The following is a 21082-nucleotide window of genomic DNA, read 5'->3' on the forward strand; positions in this document are numbered from 1 at the left end:
ACTTTCTTCTTTCTGGTGTCTTTTATTCGGCTTTTGCGCCAGATGCTCTAACCACTTCACGCCAGCGTTTTACCTCAGCTGTTGCGAAGTCACGCATTTTCTCTGGCGAGCCAGGTTCAGGTGTAGCACCCAACTCTTGGAGGCGTTGACGCACATCTGGTGATGTGAGGGCTTTATTTAGTGCTGCATTGAGCTTTTCGATGATCGGCTTCGGAGTTCCAGCAGGAGCGGCCAAGGCAAACCAGGACTGCACGTCAAAATTGGGGTAACCAGATTCGGCAAGTGTAGGTAGCTCCGGCAGTAATGGGGATCGTTGCGCACTGGTAATGCCAACTGCACGAAGCTTTCCGCTTTGAATATGAGGCATTGCAGAAGGGGCGTTGTCAAACATGGAATCAACCTGACCCCCTAGTAAATCTGTGACGGCAGGAGCGCTCCCCTTGTAAGGGATGTGCAGCATTTGGATTTTCGATTGCATCTTAAACATTTCACCGGAGAGATGAATAGATGAGCCACTACCGGAGGATGCAAAAGTCACGCCATCTTTTGATTCTTTGGCGTAGCGCACATAGTCCGCAACTGTTTTGATTGGAAGGTTTGGATTGACCACCAAAATGTTGGGGATTTTGGCAATCATGCCAACAGGCTCTAAATCCTTGAGTGCGTCGTACCCAAGTTTTGGATACAGTGACATATTGATGGTGTTGGCAATTGAAAAGGCGTAAAGGGTATACCCATCGGCCGATGACCGTGCAACGATTTCTGCCCCTACATTGCTATTGGCGCCAGGCTTGTTTTCAACAATCACTGACTGACCCAAGGTGTTACCCATTTTTACTGCAACTAAACGTGCCAATATATCTGTAGCCCCTCCAGCAGAGTAACCAACAATGATCTTGATGGGTTTATCAGGCCAACTTGCGTTCGTTTGAGCGTTTGCTACTCCTACCGCACAGCAGGCTAGGGCAGTGAGCAATACAAGTAAGCCTCTACGCTTCTCGAAATATAAGGACATTACGCTTCTCCTGAGTTCAGTACTTTTCATGCCCCAGATTCATATCTGGCTATGATTCATTTATAACACTGCTAGTTGTATGGGGCCTTAAAGCTTGCCTCGGCGAAAGCGGCCATATTGACTAATTTTTCGTCCGCACGGTAATCACCGATGAGCTGAACACCCAGTGGAAGTCCGTTGCTGGATTTTCCTACCGGTAGCGCAATGGCTGGAGTGCCTATAAAAGTCCAAAGAGAGCAGAAGATCGGATTTCCAGTAAAGCTGAGACCTTTTGGCGCCTCGCCGGTTGCAGGAGGTGCCAAGATTGCATCAAAACGCTCAAAATAGTCGCCGATAGACTTACGTAACGCAATCTGCAGATTTTTGGCTTCCAGGTAATCCCTTTCCGAGTGCGCATTTCCCTTTTCAATCAATTCTTTTATATCTGCGCCCAGCAGTTCAGGAAACTGCTCAAGATGTTTTTTATGGACTACCGCAGCTTCACACGACATCAGCACTGCCAATGCTTCAATTCCATCCCAATAAGTCTGCGGTAACGATAATTCTTCTATGCTGGCGCCTGAGGCTTTTAATAACGCTGCCGCATTTTTTACGGTATCCACTTGTTCTTGGCTTAACAATTCATCGAATGGAGAACTGAGAATGGCAAAACGGGGCTTCTGCTGATCCAAAACTACATTCACTGGCTTAAGAATAAGCTCAGGAATCACAATTGAATCATCCTCTTGAGTTGAGGAATTTTTGAGTAAATTAAATGCGTAAACTGCATCTGCAACGGATCTAGTAAAAAAACCGACGTGATCTAGTGAGCTAGAGACGGGATGGACTCCATTGCGGGGAACTGCTCCATAACTCGCCTTAAATCCAACGATTCCACAGTATGAGGCGGGCCTAATAATGGATCCAGCAGTTTGGGAGCCTATTGCCAGCGGCACAATCCCGCTTGCAACCGCTGCTGCTGAGCCGCTTGAAGATCCCCCAGGAGTGTGATCACCATTCCATGGATTACTTGTAGCTCCCGACTTACGCCATGCAAATTCGGTTGTGACGCTTTTGCCAAAGATAACGCCACCTAAGTTTCGAATCTTTTTGACTATTTCAGCATCCTCAGTAGGTACAAAATTTCGATAGATTGGTGAGCCATAGCTTGTTACAAAATCTTTCGTATCGATCAGATCTTTGATTGCTACTGGAATGCCTCTAAGTGGACCCAAGCCTGATTGTTTTATTAGTGCGGGTAGTGACGCTCTGACGGTAAACGCTCTTAATGTTGGCTCCAATGCATCTGCCAGCACCACGCATTGCCCCAAATAGTCATCTATCGAAAGTTGTTCCTTTTGAATGAGCTCGCAAGCTTTCACAAGGCTATTTTGTATTTTCATGGCCATTTCTTTTTCTCTGATCTGCGCTAAGTACTTTATACCGCATTCGTATACATTTTTTAGCCTCTTCGCCATTCATTCAGCATCAAAAAACAACGTATAAATTAAAGTTCACAACTTCACAACTTCTGTAGTATAGTACTACCAAAGGAGGGGGAAATGAGAAAAGTGATACCAAAAACACATCAAGCTTTAGATTGGATAGGGAAAGGAATGACTGCAGCTCAGGCCGCCAGGAAGATGGAAATTTCAGAATCTAGCGTCTATGCCGCCTTAAGAAAAACAAAAGCAAAAGATTCAGGTTGTTGTCCAACATGTGGTCACAAATTAAGGAAATAAGATGAAGAAGACTCTATTGGCCGTTGTCTCAATCTCTGTAGCTGCAGTGGCATATGCAAATACCTCATCGGATTCTTCCGAGTTGCTAAGCCAGCAATGCAAGATTTCCGCTGAAGCAGTCTCTACATTAAAGGGCTTACGCTACGGCAATACCTCGATTCGCAAAGATGTAGTCGGATTGATTAACTTAAATCTAAAAGTCCAAGAGAATAAAGATGCTGCGCAAATAACTCTGAACCGAATGGTTGATGATCAGGTCAATTCAACATCTGCTTTAGAAGCAAAGTATTGTTCTTAATGGCGTTTGATGACCCATACATTTGAGTGTCCAGAATGTGGCAATCCTAGGGGCATGCTTGGGGAGTGTCGTCAATGCGGAAGTGAGGAGCTTCCTATTCCGCATAGCGACACGATGGTACTGAATTTAAAGTTTGATAGTCCCAGTACTGAGGAAGCTTTGGATCGATTAACTATTGGGCTTCGTCGAGCTTCGGAAGTGGGTATCAAGGCAATCATCTTGATCCATGGCTATGGAGCTAGCGGTGAGGGTGGCAAGATCAAGCGGGCCGTTCATGATGCCCTAGAAAATAACTATTTCTCAGACCGTGTTGATGAATATCACTTTGGCGAGCAAACCGCATTTGGTTGCGAGGCTTACCACGCACTTTTGAGAAGAAGGCCTGGATTAAAAGCTTATCTCAAACACTTTAAAGAAGGAAACGCTGGGATGACGGTATTAATACTGTGATCTTTGGGATCAATTGCTTAGAATAGAACGATGACTACTAAAAAACCGATCAGCACGCAGGAAGAAGCTGAGATCCATTCAGAGGATTTGATAAGTGACTTTAAGGCGCTTATGGCAGATGCTGAGGATCTCATTAAGGCAACCGCAATCCATGACGATGGCTCGCTTGGCGCAATTCGTTCAAAGGCTTTGGAGACGCTCAATAGTGCAAAAGAAAGTCTATCCTCTGTTGAGGGTACTGTGACTGAAAAGGCTAAGGTAGTTGCCGAGCGCACTGATGAGTTTGTCCATCGAAATCCCTGGGAGGCGGTAGGTGTCGCTGCAGGTCTCGGACTTTTAATCGGCCTATTCATTCGTCGTCGCTAGGAATTCATGTCACAAGAAAACCTTTTATCCTCCCTCAAGAATCTCGTCTCCACCGGAGCATCCATTGCGCAGACTCGTCTGGAGTTGATCTCTACCGATGTGCAGATTGCGCGCACTAAGTTTCTGAGTCTATTGGTTATGGTGATCTTTACATTATTTTTCTTATTCTTTGGCTTGGTGATGCTGGCCTTACTTATTGTGATTTATAGCTGGGAGACTGATCGGGTCTTGGCGCTGAGCTTGCTAACTAGTGGTTTCTTAGCGGTAGGCATCATTTTGGCGCTGGTAGTTTTTCGCTCACTCAAAACTATGCCTAAATTATTCGAGGCAACGATTGCTGAGTTAGCTAAAGATCGTCAGGAGCTCTCAAAACAATGAGTAAAACGCTAGCTGAACTTCAAGCTAGGCAAAAAGTGCTGCAGGGGAGGGCAGCCCAAGAGCGTGCTGACTTTGCCTTGCATTTTGAGCCCATAGAAAAGCCCTTGTCATGGGCTGATAAAGGTATGGATGCATTTAATTTCATGAAGAGTAGGCCGATCTTGTGGACTAGTGCGTTCGCAGTACTAGCGCACTACAAACCCAAGCTTGCCAGTAAAGTGCTCGCAGTAGGCTGGGGCACTGTCAAGCTTCTCAAAGGCGCTAAGAGTCTTTTGTAAGACCCGCTTTAGGCAATCAAGACTGTCTTATTGGCGATTCCATGTTGGGTCAGGACATCGCCACCATGTAAACCAGCAATTTCTAAAAACGTGAGAGCGCCAGCAACGTTAAAGCCAGCCTTTTTGAGTAATTTACTTGCTGCGACTATGGTGCCACCGGTAGCCAGCACGTCGTCAATAATCAACACCCGAGAGCCGGACGGTAAAGTAGATTCCTGAATTTCCAGAGAATCTGAGCCGTACTCCAAGCCATAGGATTCTCGATGGCTAGCTAATGGCAGCTTATTGGGTTTCCGGGCTAAAGCGAGGCCTTTATGGGCTTTAAAGGCGAGGGCGGTGCCAAAGATAAAGCCACGTGATTCAATACCTAAAATATGGCTGTAATCAAACTGCTGTGCAAGTTCCTCTAGTTGTAGCGTAGCCTCCTTAAAGGCACTCGGATTAGCCAATAAAGGCGAGATATCCCGAAAAAGGATTCCTGGCTTAGGAAAGTCGGGGACTCCGGGTAGATAATCTAATAAATTCATTATTGGCTGATATGAAAACACAATTGCTCATTATTACCGCATTAGAGTCAGAGCTGGATAAAAGCGCTTTACCGGCAGGTGTTGATATTGTGTATTCTGGAGTTGGCAAAATCAATGCAACCGCTGCCAGTATTCAGGCTATACATCAATATCAACCAAAGAGGATAGTGAACTTTGGTACCGTCGGAAAAATTAACTCTGCTCTACAAGGCTTATTAGAAATCGGTAAAGTAATGCAGCGCGACATGATGGCAGTTCCCTTAGCACCTAGAGGCCAAACCCCTTTTTGCCCTAAACCATCCCACTATCTCTCTCTAGGTGGTGAGCATACTTGCGGCACTGGAGATAGCTTTGTGACAGCGCACGATCCTTGGTTAATCTCGCAGGAGATTGATGTAGTGGATATGGAGTTATTTGCGATTGCTAGTATTGCTTATCAATCAAATATTCCATGGCAATCATTTAAGTATGTGACTGATGATGCTAACGCTGACTCAGGCAACGAATGGACTCATCGCGTTAACCATGGCCAAGAACTCTATCTAGAAAAGCTCAAAGAGCTTTTAAGTGCTTAAGACGCACCCAACATAATTCCCCAATTGCTTAAGCAAATGAACACTCAAAAACCTTGGCTTAAAAACTATCTCGAGGGCGTTCCTCATGAGATTGATTTAGCGGGCCATTCATCTATCGCTGATTTAATAGAACAATCTTTTAATCATTATCCCAATCGCATAGTGATGGAGTCGATGGGGCATACCATCAGCTATCGTCAACTCGATATTCTTTCTAAGGACTTCGCCGCGTATTTACAAACATTGGGGCTTGAAGCGGGATCGCGTATTGCCGTCATGTTCCCGAATGTGCCGCAATACTTCATTGCAATGCTAGGGACTCTTCGTGCAGGCTTTGTCGTAGTCAATATCAATCCACTCTATACGGCTCGTGAGCTAGAGCATCAGCTACAAGATAGTGGTGCGTCGGTCTTGGTAATGCTAGAAAACTTTGCTCACGTGTATCAGGAGATTGCCAATCAAGGGCTTGTAAAGAAAGTGATCATAAGTAGCATAGGTGAGAGCTTAGGCCCGAAGGGCGTCATCATCAATTTGATTGCTCGCCATATTAAAAAGCTGATTCCGTATTGGAACTTTCCTTGCGTCAAATTGAACCAAGCTTTCAAAATTGGCTCTGGCCATGGCTTTACTAAACCCAATCTATGGCTGGATGACATTGCTTTTTTGCAATACACCGGCGGTACTACGGGGGTTTCTAAAGGCGCAGTTTTATTACATCGCAACATCCTGGCTAATATTATTCAGATCGAATCTTGGCTTGAGCCTGCTTTAAAAAATCGTCAGCAGCAGTTAGTTTTTTTATGTGCGCTACCCATGACACATATCTTTGCTCTCACTGCCTGCGGTTTCCTTGGAATGCGTAAGGGTGCCAAATTATTATTAGTCGCTAATCCCCGTGATATCACGGGCTTTATAAAGTTGTTGATGAACCACCCTGATATCAATATTTTTCCAGGCGTCAATACGCTATTTCATGCACTGATACATCGCCCAGAATTCAAACATGTGCGCTTACCTAATCTTTTGGTCACCATCGGCGGTGGTATGGCAGTTCTACAGAAGACAGCTGAACTTTGGCAGAAAATGATGGGGGTACCGATTGCGCAAGGATATGGACTGTCGGAAACTTCCCCAGTAGTTTGTGTGAACACGCCATTTGTAAAAGAATTTACGGGATCCATTGGCATGCCAGTGCCAAGCACAGATGTATTGATACTCGATGATGACGGAGTAGAAGTTCCATTCGGCATGCCTGGAGAGATCTGTATCAAGGGCCCACAGGTGATGGCGGGCTACTGGAATAGACCTGAAGAGACTGAGCAATCCATGACTGCAGAGGGATATTTTAAGTCTGGCGACATCGGCATCATGAGTCCCGATGGCTTTGTCCAGATTGTGGATCGTAAGAAGGACATGATCGTCGTTGCTGGCTATAAAGTATTCCCTAATGAAATCGAGGAAGTGATTTCTCAAATGCCTGGCGTAAGAGAATGTGCTGTGATTGGATTAACGCACCGTAAGCTCGGTGAGATCGTCAAGGCTTATATCGTCAAGGATAAGCCTGAATTAACTGAGGCTGAAGTCATTCAGTATTGCAAAGAGCAAATGACCAGTTACAAACGCCCTAGAAAGATTGCTTTTATTGAGGAAATGCCCAAGTCTAATGTGGGCAAAATCTTGCGCCGTCATCTACGCGACTTATAAATAAACAAAAAAACAAAAACTATAGGCCACCGCCGAAGCGGTATTGCCAAGTAATCCCATATAAGTCATAGCTGTTATTAGTCCTCGAGTATGCCCCCGTGCTAGCCGATAGCCGAATCGAATTATTCTTATCTACCGGGTAGGACATCGTTGTTCCAAAGCGCCAATTCTCTTGATTACCGCTAATCGGGTTGCCATTAAGGTAAGACTGTCCGCCAGTAAAGTAGGTGGCATCTACTGAGATCCACGCGGTATTCTGAAAGTAATAAATGCCGTGTGTTTGTGTTGAGTAAACCGGGTTCTGAGATAGTGAGTTACCACCCATGAAATTGGTATTACTGGTGTAAAAAATACCAGCGCCAGCGAGCTCAAATCGCCAAGGACCAAGTGCTTTAGAGACTCCTAGACCTGGCTGAATAAACCAGCGATTTGCGCCCACATTAATGAGTTGATTGTCGTTGTACTTGCCCCATGGCACTGATGCTGCAAGACTGACACCAACAATGAGATCTTGCTGATAACTCTTAAATTGATCTAGCGTTAATGCTGGAGCGCCATAAAGGTTAACTGCTGCTTTGATGAGTGGATCTGATAGCCCCTCAGTACTAGCATTAACTGTTCTCCCGCCAATACTGCTCGACCCAGTGAGTTGGCCATAAGGAAGCACTAAAGTGAGCTTGCCGGATTGGCCTCCTGCATCAAAGATATGAGTAAGACCCATGACTTCGCTAGTCAGGGTGTAATTACCAGATTTAGCTTGTGCAAACCCAGCGCTGATGAAGTTAATCCCAACGGGTGCATTGGAATAAGTACGCGCCTCGATTTCTTGAGCATAAGATAGGGCGGGCAGTGAGGTACCCAAAATAAGCAATAGCAAAGCGCCTATTGCAAAAGCCCGACCTTGAAAAATGGAGTGCAACTTAATCATTCGAGCTATATGACTCAAGTTAGATTAATTAAGTTTTGATTTGTCACCAAACAAAATCTTGAGGGTAGCGTTGCCGCCAAGCATGATGGTCATCCCCGTTAAGAGTAAATAAGGCCACACAATTAACCAGTACACAATCGACATGGCTACTACGCGCAAGGGATTGGATTGTCCAAAATCAGTCATAGAGATCAAAAACGGTTTTCCATGAATTAAGCCATGCACTCCGGCTTCTAAGTAATTTAAGGCTAAAACAACCAGAAGATAAAAGAGAGACTCCAAGAAGAGTGAGCCAACAATCCCATGCTGTTTATTGACTTTAATTGGATATGCAGCCTGAGCGATCAACATAAATTTGGCACAGATTGCTGCTTTGAACAATGCAAAGCCAAAGATGGATAAAGGAATTGGTCTCTCATCCAATGATGTTGCTGCTAAAAAGGCAAGAGTACAAAACCAAGATCCGAAGTAAATGGTTAATTGCAATGCTTTGATAAATGCTTCTTTGGCTTTTTCTTTAAAACCATGAGCAGGGGCTGAGTTGGGTGTCGAGGTGCTCATAAAAACTTTCTGAAGAACTGCATTAGCAGTTGCTGCAAGAGCTAGCCTCAACTGGCGCTGGTTCTTGGGTGTAGCGCGCGATAAATGCATGCTGACTCTTGAGCGGCAATTTAATCCACACAAAGTGACCTGAGCCAGGAGCAACATCAATTGGCTCATTTTTGAGATTCCACATGGCATCCAATGCCATATCTTGATTGCCCTCGGGTTCAATGATTTCTAACTTATCGCCAATCGAGAAACGATTCTTTACATCTACCTTGACGCGACCTGAGGCCTCATCAATCTCTAAGGTCTCGCCAACATACAGACTTCTACCCGAGAGGGAGTGGCCGCGCATATAGAGTTGATATTCTTTATCGTGGTGACGCTCATAGAAGCCGTCGGTATAGCCACGATTTGCAAGACCTTCTAGATTGCCAATCAGGGACATATTCATGGGACGACCCGCTACCGCATCATCAATCGCAGTGCGATAGGATTGGCAGGTGCGAGAAACATAATAGGGCGACTTAGTGCGACCTTCAATCTTGAATGAATCCACACCCATCTTGGTTAAGCGTTCAATATGCTCAATGGCACGTAAATCCTTGGAGTTCATGATGTAAGTACCATGCTCATCTTCTTCCATAGGCATTAAATCATCTGGACGTCGCGCTTCCTGCAGAAGAACTACATCACCGCTAGTATTTTGTTGGCCAGGCTTGACCTTGTAATCCCAACGACAGGCATTAGTACAGGCGCCTTGGTTAGAGTCACGATGGGACATGTAGCCAGATAGTAGGCAGCGACCGGAGTAGGCAATACACAAAGCGCCATGTACGAATACTTCTAATTCCATTTCTGGGCAGTCTTGACGAACTTCTTCAATCTCATCAAAAGAAAGCTCGCGCGACAAAATCACTCGACTGATGCCTACAGAGCGCCAGAATTTTGCAGAAGCGCCATTGACCGTATTGGCTTGCACCGATAAATGAATCGGCATATCTGGCCATGCTTCTCTGGCCATCATGATGAGGCCGGGATCTGACATGATCATGGCATCAGGCTTTAAGGCAACCACAGGATCCATATCTTTAATATAAGTACGTGTCTTACCACCATGGGGCAGTAGATTGGACACAAGGTAAAACTTCTTACCCAAAGCATGGGCAGTATCAATACCTTCTTTGAGCGTCTCCATTTTTCCGAAGTCGTTATTACGTACTCGCAGGGAATAACGTGGCTGTCCGGCATAAATAGCATCGGCACCAAAGTCAAAGGCAGTACGCAGCATGGAAAGGCTGCCGGCAGGGGCGAGAAGTTCTGGAATCTTGGTCATAGCGGTATTTTAAGGTCTACTGAGATCTCTAGCCCAATTACTCATCCGCTATAGAGTTGCGCAGTATTCCAATGGATTCAATTTCAATTTCACAAATATCCCCTGGTTTCATAAAAACAGGGGGTGTCCTTGCATAGCCAACGCCAGCGGGGGTGCCGGTAATGACCAGATCACCCGGCTCCAGCGTCATGCACTCGGTTATCAGCGCAATGGTCTCTGCCACGTTCCATAAAAAGTCTTTGGTATTGGCGTTTTGCATCACTTGACCATTTAAGCGCGACTGAATTCTCAAGCCATCGCAGCCAAGGGGGAGCTCGTCTGGTGTCACTAGCCATGGCCCAAAAGCACCAGTTTGATCAAAGTTTTTACCAATAGTCCATTGAGTCGTTTTGCGTTGGTAATCTCGAAGACTGCCATCATTAAAAATGCTGTATCCCGCAACACACTCCAAAGCATTATCCAATGTCAGATGGCGCGCCTTTTTACCAACTACAAAGGCGAGCTCCGCTTCGTAATCTAACTTATCAGAAACCCGAGGACGAATGATGGGGCTCAAGTGGGCTGTTAATGAGCTGGGGCCACGCATAAAAAAACTGGGGTATTCAGGTCTGGCATTACCACCCTCTTTTGCATGATCAGCATAGTTCAGACCCATGCAGATAATTTTTCCAGGCTTCTCTATTGGGGATCTAAAAGTGATGGCGTCTATCTCTCCTTTAATTGCCTTGGAATTTTGGAGCGCTGCTGCAGCACGATTTAAAGCTTCTGGCGATTCAATAATTGCTTGCAAGCTATTGGGTATCAAAGGATCTGTGGCAGATAGATTAATGAATGTATTTGAACTCCCTGTTAAGAGAGCGCCCACGCCGTCCTGGCCACTTGAATCTCGATAGCTAAATAGTCTCATTGCAAAGCCTCCAATTACATTGGTTTATTGGTTGTTAGTGATGGCAGTATAGGGCAGTCCAAGAGACTGATAAGCCTCCTAAACCAGCCGTCCAATTGGCTTCATTACTGGATAAAGTGTGATAACTTGCTACTACTCGTTATATATAACCAAAATCCTTAGAAAGCCTATCAATATCATGGAGACCCCAAGTAAAGTGCTAAATGGTGGCCAAATTCTCGCCAATGCGTTGGCAAGACAGGTTGTCGATATTGCCTTTGGCGTTCCTGGCGAAAGCTTTCTGCCTTTATTGAATGGCTTGCTTGATCACCCTGAGTTTCGATTCATCACCTGTCGACAAGAGGGGGGCGCTGCTTATATGGCAGAGGCCTATGCAAAACTAACGGGTCGCCCCGGCGTCTTAATGGTGACTCGTGGGCCCGGCGCCTCGAATGCCATGATTGGAATGCACACAGCCTATCAAGACTCAACACCAATGGTTTTATTGGTCGGACAAGTTGGGACTGACATGGTTGAGCGTGAGGCCTTCCAAGAAATTGACTATCGCCGGATGTATTCCGAATGTGCAAAATGGGTTGGCAGCATCGATCGTGTCGATCGCATTGATGAATTTGTTTCTCATGCATTTCATGTGGCTCAGGCGGGTCGAAAAGGTCCGGTTGTATTAGCTTTGCCTGAAGACGTGTTGTACATGACTGGTCAAGAAAACCCTGTCAAAGCTGCCCATATCGTTCAGCCAGGCTTAGATCTCCACAGTTTTGATCAGGCAATGTCTGCTTTTACCTCCGCTAAAAAGCCTATGGTGATCGCAGGCGGTGGTAATTGGAATAGCACTGCATGCGAAGCCTTACGTTCTTGGGCAAATGCGCAGGCCATCCCAGTTGCAAGCAGCTTTCGCTCTCAAGATGTCATCGATAATCTAGATCCTGCATTTGCAGGTGACCTGGGTATTGGCGCTAATCCTACTTTGGTAAGGCGCATTCAAGAGGCAGATGTCTTGTTGGTCATTGGAGAGCGCCTCGGAGAGATGACAACTGCTGGATACAGCATATTGACTGTTCCTCAAGCGAAAGCAAAATTAATTCACGTGCTATCAGGCCCAGAAGAATTAGGCCGTGTATATCGACCTGACTTTGCCTTAAATTGCAGCACAGAAAACTTCTGTTCAGCATTAACTAGGGTGAAGATGAATGCTCAGCATGATCGCAGCGCTATGAATCAGGCTCATGATGAATATCTCGCTTTCTCTAGCCCAGTGACTGTCAAAGGTGACCTGCAATTGGCATTCATCATGGACTCATTGCCAGATCTCATACCGCGCGATGCAATTATTACTAATGGTGCTGGTAATTTTGCAACCTGGGTGCACCGTTTTTATCCCTATGGGAAATACAAAACCCAATTGGCGCCTGCAAATGGATCCATGGGCTACGGTCTTCCTGCCGCAATTGCTGCCAAGATTGCTAGCCCAGAAAAAGTAGTTATCGCAGTGTGTGGTGACGGCGACTTTATGATGAACTGCCAAGAATTGGCTACAGCTGCTCGTTACGATGCTTATCCAATTGTTTTAGTAGTCAATAACAGCATGCTTGGCACTATCCGTATGCATCAGGAGAGAGAGTTTAAGTCTCGCGTGATTGCGACTGGTTTAACCAACCCCGATTTTGTGAAGTTTGCAGATAGTTTTGGAGTACCTGGTTTTAGAGTCAGCAAGACTGAGGAATTTGCACCCGCATTTGCAAAAGCACTGGCTAGTAAAAAAGGTGCCTTGATTGAACTAGTCTTAGATCCAGAGGTAATTACTCCAACAAAACTTCTTTCTCAATTGGGGTAATAAAAAAGAGGAGCTAGGCTCCTCTTTAACTAAGTAACTAAGTAACTAAGCAAGCTAGCTAGCTCTCTAAATCTTAATCTACTTTTGCTCCAGAATCTTTTACAACCTTTGTCCACTTTGCAATTTCATTCTTAATGAAGACTGAGAATTGAGCTGGTGTATTACCAACAGGCTGTGCACCCATTGCTAAATATTTTTCCCTCACAGCAGGGCTATTAATAGCAGCCATTAAGACGGCGCTATCTTTATTCAGAATATCTGCTGGCATATTTGCAGGGCCGACAACACCGAACCAAGAGGTTGCTTCATAGCCTGGTAAGTTTGCTGCCTCAGCAATGGTGGGCATATCCGGAAATGCAGGAGAGCGTTTGGCGCTAGTCACTGCTAATGCCTTTAAGCGACCTGCACGAATAAAGTTAATGGAAGAAGGGAGATTGTCGAACATGATGTCTACATTTCCCGCCATTAAATCGGTGACTGCTGGAGGGCTTCCCTTATAGGGTAAGTGCACCATATACGTTTTTGTCATGGATTTAAATAGCTCCCCCGCCATATGAATGGAGGTGCCATTACCACTCGAAGCCATGTTGACTTTTCCTGGGTTAGCTCTGGCGTAGGCAATCAAATCATTCACGGTATTAATTTTATTTTTAGCGGCAAATTCAGGATTGAGAACTAAGACGTTAGGTAACTCCGCTACCAAAGTAATGGGAGTGAAATCCTTAACCGGATCAAATGGTAATTTTCCGCCGCCCTGGGTGTAGAGCGGTAAATTAATACCATGCGTACCGACTGATGCCATGAGCCAGGTATAGCCATCTGGGACTGCTTTAGAAACAATTTCCGCGCCAATATTGCCGCCTGCACCTGGCTTATTGTCAATGATGACATTCCACTTTACGGAATTTAGTAGCTCGTTTTGGAGTGGTCGGGCAATGTTATCGGTTGCCCCGCCAGCAGGAAAGGGAACGATAAAACGTATTGGTTTATTGGGGTAATCTGATTGAGCGACAGATGTATGGCTAGTGCCAAACAATATCGCCGTCACAACTGTAAAGAATAGGGGCAAACGAATAAATACATTTAAAAGTTTGTTTTGAATCATAGCTATCTCCTGTTTACTAAATTCATTCTAATAATGATTTTTAATTCAGTGCCAAAAGCATAACAGAGCAAGTGGTAACTGGGTTCCAGGTGGTTAAAAGATCTATTTTGACCTCAATCTAACCCAATGAAGAGTATCCTACGGGGCTGTGGCGAGCCTTCCACCTTGAATTGAAGGCGCCAGTAAAGAATGCAGAAAGTACACAATGACAAAACTCACATCCAAGCCTATCCTGAAAAAAGCCAGCGGCATTTTGGCGCAAGAGTTTGCTATGCCTAAGGACATCGCCTGGGCTTGGGTCACTTTGCTACTTTCTCAAGAAGAGCAAAAGCGCGATAGTGAAGAAAAGCGCTATGCCCGTATCGCAGAATTTGAAGCCTGGATTACGGAATTAAATCTTCCAGCAGATCCAAAAAATCCCGAGAGTGGCGCAGTCAGCCCAGAGGCAGTAAAAAATTCAGCCAGAAATGTATTTGAGTGGCCACATGAGTACATCTTTGACGAGCCAGTAGCAGCAAAACACCCAGACTCCAAAGTGACCTATGGCGATACGATTACCAAGCCAATCTTGGATGCCATTAAAGATGCCGGAGGATCGGATGATCGCCTAGCACTGATTACTATTTTGGAAGGCTACGCAAAAGAGGGTAAAGAGCCTTTTGCTAATGTCACGTCAGAAGGTATCGAGTGGAAAGGCAGCAATTGGTCGGAGGGTGACAAGTTCAACCTGCTCACCATCAAGACCTTAAATAACCGCCTTGCCAATCTAAAAAAGAGGGGCTTGATCTAGGCTCAATCGATTCATCTCGACTACCAAAGAAAAAACCACCTAAAAAGGTGGTTTTCTTGTATTTGGCTCCTCGACGTGGGATCGAACCACGGACCAACAGATTAACAGTCTGCTGCTCTACCGCTGAGCTATCGAGGAATAAGCCGATATTATAGCAAGATGAAAATATCTAGCCCAAGTTCTGTACAGATCCCCAAAGTATTGACCATCGCTGGGTCCGATAGTGGCGGTGGCGCGGGCATTCAGGCCGACCTCAAAGTCATCACAGCCCTGGGTGGATATGGAATGACGGTCATCACGGCTATTACCGCACAGAATACTTTGGGTGTAACTCGTATTCAGGATATTGATCTTGATGTGGTTGAGGCTCAAATCGACGCAGTATTTATGGATATTGGGGTGGATATCGTCAAGATTGGCATGTTGGCCAGCCCAGAAATCGTTCGCACTGTGGCATCAGCCCTCAAGCGCCATGGCGCTAAAAGAATCGTCCTCGATCCCGTACTCAGGGCTACTTCAGGCGCCAGTCTTGGTGGGGACGATACCGCTCAAGCCATGATTAAAGAGCTATTTCCGATGGCAAGCTTAATTACTCCTAATATGGAAGAAGCGGGCTTGCTCTTGGGTCGTGAGATTGAAGGGGCGAATGACTTCAAGCTAGCGGCACAAGAGTTACTCGAGATGGGTCCTCAGGCAGTCTTGCTCAAGGGCGGACATCTGGACGCTAGTCATACTCAGCTAACAGATTTTCTGATGTGGCGAACCATTGAAGATGGTCTTGAAGTAGTTCAATCAAAAGAATTCAAACACTATCGTGTAAATACGCTTAACACCCATGGCACTGGTTGCTCGCTGTCATCAGCAATTGCAACTTATTTAGCAGATGGTCACGATCTATCTCATGCGGTCGCTAAGGCAATTTCTTATGTTGAGGCGGGATTGGAAAAAGGGCGCTTCTTAATTATTGGTGAGGGTCCGGGACCTTTATGGCACATGCATGATTTTTATCCGACTGCATTGCCAGAAGAAGAAGGTAAGTATTAAGAATTAAAGACTCAAGATTAAGGGCTAGGTTTTCATGAGTTCTTGCAGTCGCTTCACAGCTGCCTTTGGATCACTCGATCCATTGATTGCCCTGACAACTGCAACCGAGCCAACACCGCTTTGGGCTACTGCGTGAATACTAGTTTCATCAATGCCGCCAATAGCTACTAAAGGATAGTGACTCATCAATTGGGCATACTTGTATAAACGCCCCAAGCCTTGAGGTGCAGTAGCCATCTTTTTCAGATTGGTTGCAAAGACTGCGCCCATAGCGATATAACTCGGGCAGAAGCGATCTGAATAAACCATTTCAGCATAGCCGTGGGTACTCAGACCTAAGCGTAGACCTGCAGACCGAATTGCATCTAAGTCTGCCACTGCTAAATCTTCTTGCCCCAGATGAACACCATAGGCATCGGCTTCAATTGCTTCCTGCCAAAAATCATTAATAAAGAGCAGACTCTTACTGCCTTTGACTGCCTCAACAGATTGCGCAATCTGCTTGCGGATCAGCCTGCGATCATCTGATTTGAGGCGCAGTTGCACCGTTGGCACTTCAGCCTCAATGGCACGCTTTACCGAATCAGCATCGGGCATGACGGCATATAAACCCAAGCGCTGAGGACACTCCGCAAATGCATTGGGGTTCATATTGCGTGTCCAGGGGAGCAAATCAAAATGCTCCGGCCTTGAGGGCCATTTAGATGGATTAAAGCCACCATCTTGGTGAGCCATGCGTGACCATGCCTTACCCAATACTTTGGCATCACATTCGATAAAGCCCATCTCAATTGAGGCAAGTGCGCCTGCTAGCTCATAGTGATCCGCTGCGTGCTCATTATCAATTTGTGGTGGGGGGGATGAGATGCTGTACGTTGGGATCGGTAAGCACACATCATCCTTGACATGGGCTGCAACAATTTGATCTGCAAGGTCGCGTACTAAGCTCATCTTATTAACTTTTTAACTTTGATGCCAAAAAGGCGTGCCAACTAAAGGCGTACTAGCTTGAGCAGACTGTTGGGCTTTCATGGCACCAGAGAGGTAGGCGGTGCGGCCAGCATCGACTGACATCGCAAACGCTTTAGCCATCGCCACTGGGTCATCAGCTAATGCAACAGCCGTATTGAGTAAGACACCATCAAAGCCCCACTCCATCACACTGCATGCATGTGAGGGCAGGCCTAAACCAGCATCCACCAGCAGCGGAACTTTTAAGCGGTCACGTAAGAGTTTTAATGCATAAGGATTTAAAGGGCCTTGACCAGTACCAATTGGAGCGGCCCATGGCATCACCGCCTGGCATCCCACATCCACTAAGCGTTGGCACAAAATCAGATCTTCAGTGCAATAAGGCAAGACCTTGAAGCCATCTTTGATCAAAGTTTCTGCAGTGGCAACTAAACGTAAAGTATCCGGTTGCAAAGTGTAGTCATCGCCAATGAGCTCCAACTTAATCCAATTCGTCTCAAATACTTCACGTGCCATCTGCGCGGTAGTAATTACCTCTTTCGGGCTATGACATCCTGCGGTATTTGGTAAAACTGGTACAGCCATTTTCTTTAAGAGATCCCAAAAGCCAGAGTGCGCTTCAGTTGTAGAGGTACCTTGCCTGCGCAGGCTCACCGTAATCATTCCAGGATTAGATTGCTTCACCGCATTCTCTAAGACCTGTGGAGAAGGGTAACGCGAGCTTCCTAGTAATAAGCGACTAGCAAAAGTCTCGCCATACAGCACTAATGGATCGGCTGTATTTAAAGAGTTTGGTAATGGGGCAGTCATGTTGATTAATGAATTCTTTTGCTTACTTTTGTCTGTATTAATTTCTTAATGTGTTCGTTACTAAATTAGCCGCCAGTCACTGGTGCAATCACTTCCATCTCATCGCCTTCACGCAATACTTCTTCTGCATGCCTAGTCTTGGGAACAAATTCGTAATTGATGGCAACGGCAAAGGGTGGTTTTGCATCGATGAGCAGAAGAACATCATCAATCGTGCACTGATCAGGAACCTCTTTGGCAACTTGATTCACCATTATGCGCATGCACTGAGCTCCTGATCAGCAGCAGCCGATACCTGAAGATCTAAGTCAATAGCGGTACTGCTAGACCCTGAATGCAATATCTCTAATGCGCAATCCAAAATCGCTGGTGAGATCATAAAACCATGTCGATAGAGTCCATTGATCATCATCAGGCCAGCTTGATTTGGTTTTCGATCAACAGCAATCTCCGGCAAATTATCTTTGAGCGTAGGGCGACATTGCGTTGCCATTTCCAAAATACGCGCTTCAGCAAAGCCGCTATGGACGGTATAAACCGCACTAAGTAATTCTAGGGCGGAGCGCACACTCATCGGAGAAAGATCCTCAGATTCAATCTCTGTTGCGCCAACAACGTAGACATCATCTTCTTTGGGGGCGATGTAAATTGGATAGCGTGGATGGATTAGGCGAGTAGGGCGACGTAGTTTTACTTCAGGCGCATGTAGGCGAATCACTTCACCGCGCACGCCCCTTAAATCTTTAGAAGCTCTACCAGCTTCGCCCCAAGAAGTTTTAGCACCCAGACCACGACAATCGATCACCCAATCAAAACCATTCTTTTGAGTGCGAAGTTGTGCAGGATCGGTAGCCTGATTCCAATGGCAAGGCACCTTCATTAAAGTGAGCTCAACTAATAAAGCCTCAAGTAATTGGCGATTATCGAGCTGACCTTCATTGGGAAGGTAGAGGCCTTGGGTAAAGCGCTCAGAAACGCTAGGCTCAATTTCTGCAAGAGACTGACTATCCAAATGAATCGGTTTAGAAAGTGCCTGATTGTGATCGCAATTTCTTTCCAGATGGGACGCAAAGCGCTCTGCATCGCTGGTATCTTGACGATGCCATAAGATGAGCGTGCCATCTTGTTGAAAGAATACTGGCTTTGCTAATTCATCGATGAGTTGCTTCCAGCGAGGCAGACTGTGAACACCCATGCGCACCACGTTATCTTCGGTAATAGCAGATTCTGCTAAAGGAGCCAACATAGCAGCCGCAATTCGAGCTGCCGCTAAGTTGCCATCCGAACCACCTTTCTCAAACAGTTCTACCTGAGCGCCGCGTTTAGCAAGCGCGACCGCCAGCAACCGACCCATGAGGCCGGCGCCAACGATGGCATATTTGCCGTTTGAGAATACGTGACTCACTTACTGATAAATCTCGCTACCGCGCTTACGAAACTCTGCTGACATCTCTTCCATTCCTTTTTGTGGATCGGTAGGGGCTTCTGCAGTGATCGGAATGACTTTCGACTTAGGATTGCCATCCGCATCTAAAGTAGCAGCGTAGTCACGTACTTCTTGAGTGATCTTCATCGAGCAGAACTTCGGCCCACACATTGAACAGAAGTGGGCAATCTTCGCGCCCTCTGCAGGCAAAGTAGCGTCGTGGTATTCACGAGCACGCTCAGGGTCTAGGCCAAGATTAAATTGGTCTTCCCAGCGGAACTCAAAGCGGGCTTTGGATAAAGCGTTATCGCGTACTTGAGCGCCCGGTAAACCTTTAGCCAAGTCTGCACCATGGGCAGCAATTTTATAAGTGATGATGCCGGTACGCACATCTTCTTTATCCGGTAAACCTAAATGCTCTTTTGGTGTGACATAGCAAAGCATCGCTGTACCGTACCAACCAATTTGTGCCGCACCAATACCGCTGGTAATGTGATCGTAACCAGGAGCGATGTCAGTAATCAATGGTCCGAGAGTGTAGAAGGGCGCCTCTAGGCAGTGCTTCAGCTCTTCAGTCATATTTTCTTCAATGCGCTGCATTGGCACGTGACCAGGACCTTCGATCATGACTTGGACATCATGCTTCCAGGCTTTGGCAGTGAGTTCACCAAGGGTGTGTAGCTCGCCAAACTGCGCGGCATCATTGGAGTCAGCAATACAGCCAGGACGCAAGCCATCGCCCAAGCTAAATGACACGTCATAGGCTTTCATGATTTCGCAAATTTCATCAAACTTTGTATAGAGGAAGTTTTCTTTATGGTGAGCCAAGCACCACTTCGCCATGATGGAGCCGCCACGAGAGACGATGCCAGTAATACGATCAGCTGTTAAAGGTACATAACGCAGTAATACGCCAGCATGAATAGTGAAGTAGTCGACACCTTGCTCAGCTTGCTCTACCAGAGTGTCGCGGAACATTTCCCAGGTAAGGTCTTCTGCAATGCCGCCGGTCTTATCGAGTGCTTGGTAGATTGGAACGGTACCGATTGGAACTGGTGAGTTACGAATAATCCACTCACGAGTTTCATGAATATGCTTTCCTGTAGAAAGATCCATGATGGTATCTGCACCCCAACGGATTGACCACACCATTTTTTCCACTTCTTCATTAATAGAAGAAGTCACAGCAGAGTTACCCAAGTTGCCGTTAATCTTCACGCGGAAGTTACGGCCAATAATCATTGGCTCGAGCTCTGGGTGATTAATGTTAGCTGGAATAATCGCACGACCAGCAGCGATTTCAGAGCGGACAAATTCACCAGTAACGATGTCAGGAAGATTCGCGCCATAGCTCTTGCCAGGATGTTGCTTGAGCAGTTGTTTGTATTCTGGGTTCTTGCGTAATTGCTCAAGACCCATGGATTCACGCAAAGCCACGTATTCCATCTCAGGTGTCACGATACCTTTGCGGGCGTAATACATTTGGCTCACATTCTGACCCACTTTAGCGACACGCGGAGGATTGATGTGGGCGAAACGCAAATTCTGAGTAGCCGCATCTTGTGAGCGGGCAACACCGTATTCGGAACTGGGTCCAGTTAACTGAACTGTGTCACCACGCTCTTCAATCCAGTTCTTGCGCAGTAAAGGCAAACCTTTTTCAAGATTGATCACAATCTCTGGATCGCTATAAGGGCCTGATGTGTCATAAACCGGCACAGGAGGATTAGGGACCATCTCCTCGCCAACGCGTGTTGATAGTTGCTCGATCATACGAATCGGCGCCTTGATATCTGGACGCGAACCCTCTAGATAGGTTTTAGTAGAGGCGGGGTAGGCAAATTTTTGGCCAAAGTCACGCTCTAAGCTTTTTAAGCTAGGAATTTCTTGTTTTGATTTTGTATTGGTATCGCTCATGTCCATCTCCTGACTGTTTTTTAGATGGACGAAACCGGGTGACGGTCTGATGGAAAACTCCCCACGCCAGCATTACCTGGATCGGGTTATAGGGTCTTTCTCAGCGCCTTGTAGCAAACACCACTCAAGGGCACCCCTGTTTCATCCTTAGGTCT

24 protein-coding genes, 1 tRNA gene and 1 riboswitch are annotated in these 21082 nt (G+C 46.1%); of the genes, 11 read left to right on the forward strand and 14 right to left on the reverse strand.

Annotated elements, in window-relative coordinates; translation table 11 throughout:
* Window positions 1-22: 22 nt before the first annotated feature.
* Together FD977_RS05065 and FD977_RS05070 are read right to left on the reverse strand one after the other, a co-directional pair.
* Complete coding sequence (locus FD977_RS05065) at window positions 23-1015, reverse strand: tripartite tricarboxylate transporter substrate binding protein (RefSeq protein WP_215306873.1); 993 nt, start codon at window positions 1013-1015, stop codon at window positions 23-25.
* A 71-nt stretch (window positions 1016-1086) separates the two neighbouring features.
* Window positions 1087-2397, reverse strand: coding sequence for an amidase (locus tag FD977_RS05070; protein ID WP_215306874.1), 1311 nt, complete (start codon window positions 2395-2397; stop codon window positions 1087-1089).
* Between the two features lie 159 nt (window positions 2398-2556).
* Between FD977_RS05070 and FD977_RS05075 the strand changes: the two genes are divergently transcribed.
* Genes FD977_RS05075 through FD977_RS05100 form a run of 6 tightly spaced genes read left to right on the forward strand, consistent with a single transcriptional unit; the run spans window position 2557 to window position 4506 of the window.
* Window positions 2557-2736: a hypothetical protein gene (locus tag FD977_RS05075; protein ID WP_215306876.1), complete on the forward strand. Its 180-nt coding sequence runs from the start codon at window positions 2557-2559 to the stop codon at window positions 2734-2736.
* Window position 2737: 1 nt separating this feature from the next.
* Window positions 2738-3034, forward strand: coding sequence for a hypothetical protein (locus tag FD977_RS05080; protein ID WP_215306878.1), 297 nt, complete (start codon window positions 2738-2740; stop codon window positions 3032-3034).
* A gap of 9 nt (window positions 3035-3043) precedes the next feature.
* Entirely contained in the window at window positions 3044-3484 is a 441-nt protein-coding gene (locus tag FD977_RS05085) for a Smr/MutS family protein (protein WP_215306879.1), read from the forward strand.
* A gap of 30 nt (window positions 3485-3514) precedes the next feature.
* Window positions 3515-3850 (forward strand): YqjD family protein, encoded by a 336-nt coding sequence (locus FD977_RS05090; protein ID WP_215306881.1) that lies wholly within the window; start codon window positions 3515-3517, stop codon window positions 3848-3850.
* A 6-nt stretch (window positions 3851-3856) separates the two neighbouring features.
* Entirely contained in the window at window positions 3857-4228 is a 372-nt protein-coding gene (locus tag FD977_RS05095; RefSeq protein WP_215306882.1) for a phage holin family protein, read from the forward strand.
* The gene (locus FD977_RS05100; RefSeq protein WP_215306884.1) at window positions 4225-4506 is read left to right on the forward strand and encodes a YqjK-like family protein; all 282 of its coding nucleotides are present in this window, start codon (window positions 4225-4227) and stop codon (window positions 4504-4506) included. The genes FD977_RS05095 and FD977_RS05100 overlap by 4 nt, the downstream gene beginning before the upstream one ends.
* Before the next feature lie 8 nt (window positions 4507-4514).
* On the opposite strand, the gene FD977_RS05105 is transcribed toward FD977_RS05100, so the two are convergent.
* The gene (locus FD977_RS05105) at window positions 4515-5033 is read right to left on the reverse strand and encodes an adenine phosphoribosyltransferase (RefSeq protein ID WP_215306886.1); all 519 of its coding nucleotides are present in this window, start codon (window positions 5031-5033) and stop codon (window positions 4515-4517) included.
* An 11-nt stretch (window positions 5034-5044) separates the two neighbouring features.
* Between FD977_RS05105 and FD977_RS05110 the strand changes: the two genes are divergently transcribed.
* Both FD977_RS05110 and FD977_RS05115 read left to right on the forward strand, forming a co-directional pair.
* Entirely contained in the window at window positions 5045-5608 is a 564-nt protein-coding gene (locus tag FD977_RS05110; protein WP_215306888.1) for a 5'-methylthioadenosine nucleosidase, read from the forward strand.
* 36 nt (window positions 5609-5644) lie between these two features.
* A complete protein-coding gene (locus tag FD977_RS05115; protein ID WP_215306890.1) occupies window positions 5645-7312 on the forward strand; it encodes an AMP-binding protein in 1668 nt (555 codons plus the stop codon).
* A 19-nt stretch (window positions 7313-7331) separates the two neighbouring features.
* Here the strand turns inward: FD977_RS05115 and FD977_RS05120 are convergent, their stop codons facing one another.
* Genes FD977_RS05120 through FD977_RS05135 form a run of 4 tightly spaced genes read right to left on the reverse strand, consistent with a single transcriptional unit; the run spans window position 7332 to window position 11029 of the window.
* The gene (locus FD977_RS05120; protein ID WP_215306892.1) at window positions 7332-8240 is read right to left on the reverse strand and encodes a transporter; all 909 of its coding nucleotides are present in this window, start codon (window positions 8238-8240) and stop codon (window positions 7332-7334) included.
* A 24-nt stretch (window positions 8241-8264) separates the two neighbouring features.
* On the reverse strand, window positions 8265-8801 hold the full coding sequence (locus tag FD977_RS05125) for a hypothetical protein (protein ID WP_215306894.1): 537 nt from the start codon (window positions 8799-8801) through the stop codon (window positions 8265-8267).
* 22 nt (window positions 8802-8823) lie between these two features.
* A complete protein-coding gene (locus FD977_RS05130) occupies window positions 8824-10122 on the reverse strand; it encodes a U32 family peptidase (protein WP_215306896.1) in 1299 nt (432 codons plus the stop codon).
* 37 nt (window positions 10123-10159) lie between these two features.
* Window positions 10160-11029: a fumarylacetoacetate hydrolase family protein gene (locus FD977_RS05135; protein WP_215306898.1), complete on the reverse strand. Its 870-nt coding sequence runs from the start codon at window positions 11027-11029 to the stop codon at window positions 10160-10162.
* Window positions 11030-11207: 178 nt separating this feature from the next.
* Here FD977_RS05135 and FD977_RS05140 point away from each other — a divergent pair, with 178 nt between their 5' ends.
* The gene (locus tag FD977_RS05140) at window positions 11208-12863 is read left to right on the forward strand and encodes a thiamine pyrophosphate-binding protein (protein WP_215306900.1); all 1656 of its coding nucleotides are present in this window, start codon (window positions 11208-11210) and stop codon (window positions 12861-12863) included.
* 73 nt (window positions 12864-12936) lie between these two features.
* On the opposite strand, the gene FD977_RS05145 is transcribed toward FD977_RS05140, so the two are convergent.
* The gene (locus tag FD977_RS05145; RefSeq protein ID WP_215306902.1) at window positions 12937-13968 is read right to left on the reverse strand and encodes a tripartite tricarboxylate transporter substrate binding protein; all 1032 of its coding nucleotides are present in this window, start codon (window positions 13966-13968) and stop codon (window positions 12937-12939) included.
* A gap of 205 nt (window positions 13969-14173) precedes the next feature.
* Between FD977_RS05145 and FD977_RS05150 the strand changes: the two genes are divergently transcribed.
* Window positions 14174-14758 (forward strand): hypothetical protein, encoded by a 585-nt coding sequence (locus tag FD977_RS05150; RefSeq protein ID WP_215306904.1) that lies wholly within the window; start codon window positions 14174-14176, stop codon window positions 14756-14758.
* A 63-nt stretch (window positions 14759-14821) separates the two neighbouring features.
* Here the strand turns inward: FD977_RS05150 and FD977_RS05155 are convergent.
* Window positions 14822-14896, reverse strand: a tRNA-Asn gene (locus FD977_RS05155).
* A gap of 21 nt (window positions 14897-14917) precedes the next feature.
* Here FD977_RS05155 and thiD point away from each other — a divergent pair.
* Window positions 14918-15802: a bifunctional hydroxymethylpyrimidine kinase/phosphomethylpyrimidine kinase gene (thiD, locus tag FD977_RS05160; RefSeq protein WP_215306906.1), complete on the forward strand. Its 885-nt coding sequence runs from the start codon at window positions 14918-14920 to the stop codon at window positions 15800-15802.
* 24 nt (window positions 15803-15826) lie between these two features.
* On the opposite strand, the gene FD977_RS05165 is transcribed toward thiD, so the two are convergent.
* From FD977_RS05165 to thiC, 5 genes are all read right to left on the reverse strand, one after another.
* Window positions 15827-16753 carry a thiamine phosphate synthase gene (locus FD977_RS05165; protein WP_215306908.1) on the reverse strand — a complete coding sequence of 309 codons (927 nt, stop codon included), beginning with the start codon at window positions 16751-16753 and terminating at the stop codon, window positions 15827-15829.
* A 12-nt stretch (window positions 16754-16765) separates the two neighbouring features.
* Window positions 16766-17584 (reverse strand): thiazole synthase, encoded by an 819-nt coding sequence (locus FD977_RS05170; protein ID WP_215306910.1) that lies wholly within the window; start codon window positions 17582-17584, stop codon window positions 16766-16768.
* 65 nt (window positions 17585-17649) lie between these two features.
* Entirely contained in the window at window positions 17650-17847 is a 198-nt protein-coding gene (gene thiS / locus FD977_RS05175; protein WP_215306912.1) for a sulfur carrier protein ThiS, read from the reverse strand.
* A complete protein-coding gene (locus tag FD977_RS05180; RefSeq protein WP_256442657.1) occupies window positions 17838-18989 on the reverse strand; it encodes an FAD-dependent oxidoreductase in 1152 nt (383 codons plus the stop codon). Before FD977_RS05180 ends, thiS begins: the two co-directional genes overlap by 10 nt.
* Window positions 18990-20927 (reverse strand): phosphomethylpyrimidine synthase ThiC, encoded by a 1938-nt coding sequence (gene thiC / locus FD977_RS05185; RefSeq protein WP_251369553.1) that lies wholly within the window; start codon window positions 20925-20927, stop codon window positions 18990-18992. It abuts the gene before it with no gap.
* Window positions 20928-20968: 41 nt separating this feature from the next.
* A riboswitch (TPP riboswitch) is annotated at window positions 20969-21075 on the reverse strand.
* Window positions 21076-21082 lie beyond the last annotated feature (7 nt).

The organism is Polynucleobacter sp. AP-Elch-400A-B2, assembly GCF_018688355.1.
GTDB lineage: Bacteria > Pseudomonadota > Gammaproteobacteria > Burkholderiales > Burkholderiaceae > Polynucleobacter.